The organism is Edaphobacter sp., assembly GCF_035532915.1.
In the GTDB taxonomy this organism is placed as follows: Bacteria; Acidobacteriota; Terriglobia; order Terriglobales; family Acidobacteriaceae; genus Edaphobacter.
This window is the reverse complement of record NZ_DATKQC010000243.1, coordinates 1-5967: the sequence shown is the minus strand read 5'-3', so window position 1 is coordinate 5967 and position 5967 is coordinate 1. Positions and strand designations below refer to the sequence as shown.

General features: G+C 58.3%; 10 protein-coding genes. 4 read left to right on the top strand and 6 right to left on the bottom strand.

Annotated features, from left to right (window positions below):
- A partial coding sequence (locus VMU57_RS11680) for an IS66 family transposase zinc-finger binding domain-containing protein (RefSeq protein WP_325383568.1) occupies positions 1–492 on the bottom strand: 492 nt, incomplete at its 3' end.
- Positions 493–568: 76 nt separating this feature from the next.
- Entirely contained in the window at positions 569–721 is a 153-nt protein-coding gene (gene tnpB / locus VMU57_RS11675) for an IS66 family insertion sequence element accessory protein TnpB (protein ID WP_349255568.1), read from the bottom strand.
- 38 nt (positions 722–759) lie between these two features.
- Between tnpB (VMU57_RS11675) and VMU57_RS23045 the strand changes: the two genes are divergently transcribed.
- The 4 genes from VMU57_RS23045 to VMU57_RS11660 all read left to right on the top strand — a co-directional run bounded on the left by VMU57_RS23045 (position 760) and on the right by VMU57_RS11660 (position 4081).
- Positions 760–1029: a DUF5372 family protein gene (locus VMU57_RS23045; protein WP_414648637.1), complete on the top strand. Its 270-nt coding sequence runs from the start codon at positions 760–762 to the stop codon at positions 1027–1029.
- Between the two features lie 183 nt (positions 1030–1212).
- A complete protein-coding gene (locus VMU57_RS11670; RefSeq protein ID WP_325383566.1) occupies positions 1213–1680 on the top strand; it encodes a helix-turn-helix domain-containing protein in 468 nt (155 codons plus the stop codon).
- A gap of 8 nt (positions 1681–1688) precedes the next feature.
- Positions 1689–1976, top strand: a complete 288-nt coding sequence (locus tag VMU57_RS11665; protein WP_325383564.1) for a hypothetical protein — start codon at positions 1689–1691, stop codon at positions 1974–1976.
- Positions 1973–4081, top strand: a complete 2109-nt coding sequence (locus VMU57_RS11660) for a recombinase family protein (protein WP_325383562.1) — start codon at positions 1973–1975, stop codon at positions 4079–4081. The genes VMU57_RS11665 and VMU57_RS11660 overlap by 4 nt, the downstream gene beginning before the upstream one ends.
- Before the next feature lie 11 nt (positions 4082–4092).
- Here VMU57_RS11660 and tnpB (VMU57_RS11655) read toward each other — a convergent pair whose 3' ends face one another.
- The 4 genes from tnpB (VMU57_RS11655) to VMU57_RS11640 all read right to left on the bottom strand — a co-directional run.
- Positions 4093–4302 (bottom strand): IS66 family insertion sequence element accessory protein TnpB, encoded by a 210-nt coding sequence (tnpB, locus tag VMU57_RS11655; protein ID WP_349255567.1) that lies wholly within the window; start codon positions 4300–4302, stop codon positions 4093–4095.
- Positions 4299–4685, bottom strand: a complete 387-nt coding sequence (gene tnpA, locus VMU57_RS11650; protein ID WP_325383560.1) for an IS66-like element accessory protein TnpA — start codon at positions 4683–4685, stop codon at positions 4299–4301. The genes tnpB (VMU57_RS11655) and tnpA overlap by 4 nt, the downstream gene beginning before the upstream one ends.
- An 80-nt stretch (positions 4686–4765) precedes the next feature.
- Complete coding sequence (locus tag VMU57_RS11645; RefSeq protein ID WP_325383558.1) at positions 4766–5425, bottom strand: hypothetical protein; 660 nt, start codon at positions 5423–5425, stop codon at positions 4766–4768.
- A 47-nt stretch (positions 5426–5472) separates the two neighbouring features.
- On the bottom strand, positions 5473–5967 hold a 495-nt coding region (locus VMU57_RS11640), incomplete at its 5' end, for a hypothetical protein (RefSeq protein ID WP_325383556.1).

Below are 5967 nucleotides of genomic sequence, written 5' to 3'. Positions count from 1 at the left end.
CGGCGCTTCGACCACGCGATCGCAACCGTTGCAGGCAAACTTCGGCCGTACGTGGCGAATGACCTTGAAGCATTCCGGAATGTACTCAAGTTGCTCGGTCACATCTTCACCGAACGAGCGTAGCGCGCCACCGCAGTCGGGGCAGCGACCGCTGTTGGGATGATGCGAGACAACTTCGCGCGGAAGATGACCAGGCAAGGGCTTGCGCGCCGGCCTGGCGGGCGTGTTGGATGGCGTGGCGGCCTCAGCCGCGGCTTCGGCCTCGGCCTGTGTAGACTCCAGATCTTCGAGCTGGAACTCAAGCTGCTCCAGTTGAACCACGACCTTCTCGCTCTTCTTGCCGAAGATCATTCGGCGGTACTTCTCGATAACCAGCTTCAGATGTTCGATCAGCTCTGCGTCCGACTTGTGCTGCTCGCGCTCCTCGATAACCAGCATCTTCAACGCTTCAACGTCGAGCTGATCGAGATCTGGAAGAGCAGCGACAGTCATGTGCGCAGTATGCCATGAAACGATGTGGAAAACATCCCCAAACACCGCATGAATAAAGGGGAATCACAATCATCAATCAGACCGCGATCTGCGGCGTCCAGGTTCGCTCGGGCCTTCTCCAATCGATGCCTTCGAGCAGCATCGAAAGCTGCGCGCGCGTCAGACAGACGGTTCCGCTCTCGGCCTTCGGCCAGATGAAACGGCCACGTTCCAATCGCTTGTAACTCACCCAAGAATGCACGGCCTCCTATTACAGGGACACGTCTTGTGCAGGTGACGCATCCTTTTCATCCACTCCGAGGTCAACAGCTACCCTGCGTGGGCGAGCGGCACAACCGCTATGGGATGACCCTGCTTTTGGAGACCAGCGATGGGGCAGTGTGCTCGGTTCGGCCGCAGTGGACGGATGTTGTTTCGCCCGATGCCGAGATCGTTCTAGGCGGGCAGCGGGCGCTTTTCCGGGTAGCGGACTTGCTGGAACTTGTCCGCTTAGTGGATCGGCTCAGCGGGCACGATCTGTCGGAGGGGCACAGATGAAATGTAAGGGGAATTCCGCCGCGAATGTAAACAGAAATACGCCGCTTAAAAGTGGGGATGGTGCGGCGATCCCGTACTGTTGTCAGTGTGTATCAAAGTGCATAACACTTTTTGCTCTTGACATACGCTGTAGTTGCGGCATAATTAGTATAACGATCGGCAAGCCGATCCGCGGAGATTGTGGTGCCAGCCAAGAGCGACAGCAAGCAGGCCAAAATCAGGGCCCTCGCCGAAGAGGGCACGCTGAATCCGGTGCCCGGAAAAGTCCAGGATCCGAAGTTCCAAGATGGCGAGTTCTTCGATCCGCGCGACATCGTGCAGGTCAAGTACGAGATGCTTCGCCGCGTTTCGGTAGAGAACGCGTCGGTGACCAGTGCGACGGAAGACTACGGCGTGTCGAGGCCGACATATTACCAGACCAGAGCCGGCTTCGAAGAAGCGGGGATCGCCGGGTTGGTGCCCAGGAAACGGGGTCCGCAGGGCCCGCACAAGGTGCGAGGCGCGGTGCTCGAGTTCATCCAGGAGCAACGGGTCGAGGGCGAGCCCATTCGAGCGCGCCGGCTGGCCGAACAGATCCGGAAGAAATTCGATCTGGATATCCACCCAAGGACGATCGAGCGAGCCGTAGCGGTAAAAAAAACCGCGCGCTGATGTGCGATGTGGCAGAGAGTTCGGAGCGGCTGGCAGGCGTTACGTCGCAATACGAAGCTCTCCGCAACGCCGCACTCGGCTATACGCTGCCGCCCGAGGCTCGCTCGGGGCTCCTGCTTTTTCTCCGTCGCGGCATGTGGGGATGGGCGCGGGCGATGGCCACGGCTGGCGCGAACCCGCCGCTACCGAGGCGTACGGCAATGTTGAGTTTTCCCACTGCGGAAGAATCAAGGACCGTTGTTCATATCTTCGCGGCCATGGCCATGAACGCCGAGCATCGAGGAGCAACACTATGAGCGAATCCTTCAAAGTGCAGCCGCATCATCTCCAACGAGGCGCCTACCTCTATGTTCGACAATCTTCGATGCGGCAGGTCATCGAGAACGTGGAGAGCACGAAGCGTCAATATGCCTTGCGTGGGCGGGCGGTGGCGCTTGGCTGGCACGAAGATCAGATCATCGTGATAGACAGTGATCAGGGCGAGTCCGGCGCGTCAGCGGCATGGCGCGAGGGCTTTCAGCACTTGGTGGCTGATGTAAGCATGGGCCGCGCGGGTATCGTTATGGGGCTGGAGGTCTCGCGCCTGGCGAGGAACAACGTGGACTGGCATCGCTTGCTGGAGATCTGCGCGCTGGCCGATACCCTGATCCTCGATGAGGATGGCGTTTACGATCCGGCGAACTTCAACGACCGTCTGCTGCTGGGCTTAAAAGGAACCATGAGCGAGGCTGAGCTGCATGTTCTGAAAGCCAGGCTGCGCGGAGGAATCCTGAACAAAGTACGGCGCGGCGAATATCGCTGTCCGCTGCCCACGGGCCTCGTTTACGACGAAGCTGGCAACGTGGCACTCGATCCCGACATGCAAATCCGGGACACCATGGCCCATTTCTTCGAGACGTTCTCGCGCGTTGGCTCGGCGTGCCAGACGGTGAAGGCGTTCCGGAGGGAGGGCCTTCTCTTTCCGTCCCGGCTCCGTGGCAGCGCCACGGTGTTCCGGCCGTTGACCGCCTCGACCGCCATGCGCGTGCTGAGCAACCCTCGACTGGCAGGTGCCTACGTGTATGGACGCCGGCGCTACCGGCGAGGTGCGGAGGGCAAGAAACACATCGTGCGAAAACGCGACTGCGGGGAGTGGCTGGCTTGCATCCCAAACGCTCATCCCGGTTACATAAGCTGGGAGCAATATCAGCAGAATCTTAAGCTGCTCGCGTCCAATGGCCGGGGCTACGAACTGGCGCGCGGATCTCCGCCGCGGGAAGGCGCTGCTCTGCTCCAGGGACGTGCGATATGCGGCCGATGTGGCAGACATCTCCGTGTCGCTTATCGCTCCGCACGGGGCAAGCAAGAGGCCTGGTATGTCTGCGACCGCGCACACGGTTATCTCGCCGATCGGGACTGCCAAACCGTCGCCGGACCGCCGGTTGATGAGGCCATCGGGGCCCTCATCGCCGAAAGGATGACGCCTGCCGCTGTCGAGTTGGCGCTGGAAATTCGGCGAGAGATCGAAACCCGGCAGGAAGAGGCGGACCGGCTGCGCTGCCGCGCCATCGAGCGCGCACAGTTCGAAGCCGATCTAGCGCAACGTCGATTCATGCTGGTCGATCCGGCCAATCGCCTGGTCGCCGACACGCTCGAGGCGGAATGGAACCACAAACTGCACGCGCTTTTGGAAGCACGAGAGGAACGAGAACGCGCCCGACAGCAGGACCAATTCCTGCTCGATGATGCGATCCGCCAGCGGCTGGTCACGATGACGACAGACTTCAAGAAACTCTGGCATGATCCCACCACACCGAATCGGGAGCGTAAACGGCTACTCGCCTACATCATCGAAGATGCTACGTTGATTAAACTGCCGGCAGAAGGCATCACCAGGATCCACGTTCGTTTTAAGGGCGGCAAGACGGAAACTCTGACGACGCTCAACCCCAAGTCATCCGCACAGCAGATCAAAACACCGCCCACGATCGTCCAACTCGTCGATAAGCTTCTCGACGATCACATCTATGCCGAGATCGCCGACATCCTCAACGAGCGGGGATTTCGTCCCGGCGGATCGGCTCGACCGGGGCGCGACCAAACCTGCTTCACCGCGCTGCGCGTTGCCTACCTCGTCCATACTTACGCACTGCGCTCTCGGTACGACCGGCTTCGCGACCGCGGCTTGGTGACCAAAGCGGAAGCGGCCACTCGCCTCGGCATCCACGAAGCAACGATCGTGCCTTGGGCCGAACACGGCATCATCACCAGATACGCCTACAATGGACACGCGTACCTTTACGAGCTGCCACGCTCCATACCTGCCAAGCACTGCAGTCGGTGGGACCGGCTCTCAGATCGAGTAGCGGTCCTCAAAGCGGAGAAGGAACAAGACCTTCGGATGCAATCGAAAGAGGTGTAGTGTGAAGCCAGTTACTTGGCAAACAGGCAAAGACCGTCGCCATCGAACCACAAAAGTTTTACGATGTCACCGCGGCGCCCGCGAAAAACAAACACGTGACCGGAAAACGGTTGTTGCTCAAGCACCGTCTGCACCTGCGCACTCAGACCGTCGAAGCCGCGACGCATGTCCGTTACCCCGGCCGCGAGCCATATCTTCGTGCCTGTGCGAAGTTCGATCACTTGCGCAAGCTCTCCAGGATCGAACGCACAAGTGTTAGATCGGCACCTCTCTCCACGCTGATCATCGCCCGGCCGGGCAACTCGATGTGGATCGCGCCCACGGTCGCCTGCTGTTGCTTCGCGGCAGGCTCACGAATCTCTTCCTCACACGGTGCCGAAACCGTAACCGGAAGCAATGCTGTGGTTGGAACGACCGGCTCTGCCAACTCGCCACTCTTGAAGGCACGACGCCATGCAAATACCTGGTTGGCGTTCACCCCGTGCGCCCGTGCAACCAGCGCCACACTCGCACCGGGCTCCATCGTCTGCTCTACTATCCGCTGCTTCTCCGCCACCGAACGCCATCTGCGCACGCGGCGTTCCGCTCTCTCTGCTTCGACCATGACAACATCGTCAAACTCAAGCCTGCCGGGATACCAGAGGGGAAGACCACACGCTTACTAATCTCTCGTAGCCATCATTCCTACACAGCCGCCACCGCGACGCCGGCTTGCTCCTGCTCCTGCTGCAGCTCGCGAATCCCGAAATTCCGGTGGAGGAAGAAATCCGAAATCTTGCTCATGTCCTCGATGAATCGTTCCATCCCCTCTCTGGTAAATATGTCCTTGTCTTTATAGACCGGTTTCGATGAGCGCAGGTTTTCAGGAAAGAACGCATGAGCCAAGTCGTTGCGCAAAGCATTGATTGCCTCAATATCAGCGGCAGTGGATTTCGGGACCTTGTAAATTGCCTTCAGGAGCCTCAGTTTCTCAGTGATGCTCAGTACTTCCAAAATGTAGTAGTTGAAGTTCTTGAACTTTTTGGTCTTCCACAGTTTTATAAATCCCCGTTTCCTGCCGAAGAAATAATGGCAGATGGCCGCCCCAAGCATCTCGTCGATAAACGTGTAATCGGCGATGACCTGACTCCTGACAATCTGGTTTATCATCAACCGCAGGCGCGCCGTCCGCTCTTCTTCATCGTAGTCGAGGATGCTTTCGTAATCGATGCGCGCGAGTTCCGCGATTTCCGTGACCTCCGCCAACAAACGCTTCTGCAGCTTCGTCAGTCTCTGTTTTGATTGTTCAGCCATTCTCGCTACCTGCTCATCCCAAATCGCATTTTCTGCGAGGCAATCATCCATCACTTGCCTCTGTGTAGGAGGAACGTCTGCGTAAAGCGAGCTTCCATCTAGAGCTTACTTCGCATCTGTGCGGTCAGGACTGCATCGGCATCTGCGATGGCTTTTTCCGCTTCCGCAATGAACTCGTCCAACGTCTGGACATTGACAGTGTGCTCCCCGGATTCGTCAAAGGCAACCGGGTAGGGTGGAGTCTGCAGGCGCACACGGTCGAAACCATGCTTGAGAATGGAGAGCTTCCCCATAGTGACCATAACGCTGCTCCCGTCAACGCCGGGCAAAAGCTTGGATGTCGCCTTCCGAATTGAGCCGGATCTGGATTCCGAGTGTTCATACAGCGCATTAAGTCCATCCTGCAATCGCAGTACTTTCGTTTCAAGGCCATGCATGATGGATGCTCGACCTGCCTCGGGCGCATGAGAAGCGAGGAACTCATGAATCTGCTTAAGCTTCGCGAGCAGTTCGTCAAATGTGACGATCGTTATGTCCTTTGAATTTCCCCGAAAGAGTTCAAACGACTTTTGTTGGTCAAGTCCCTCGGGCAT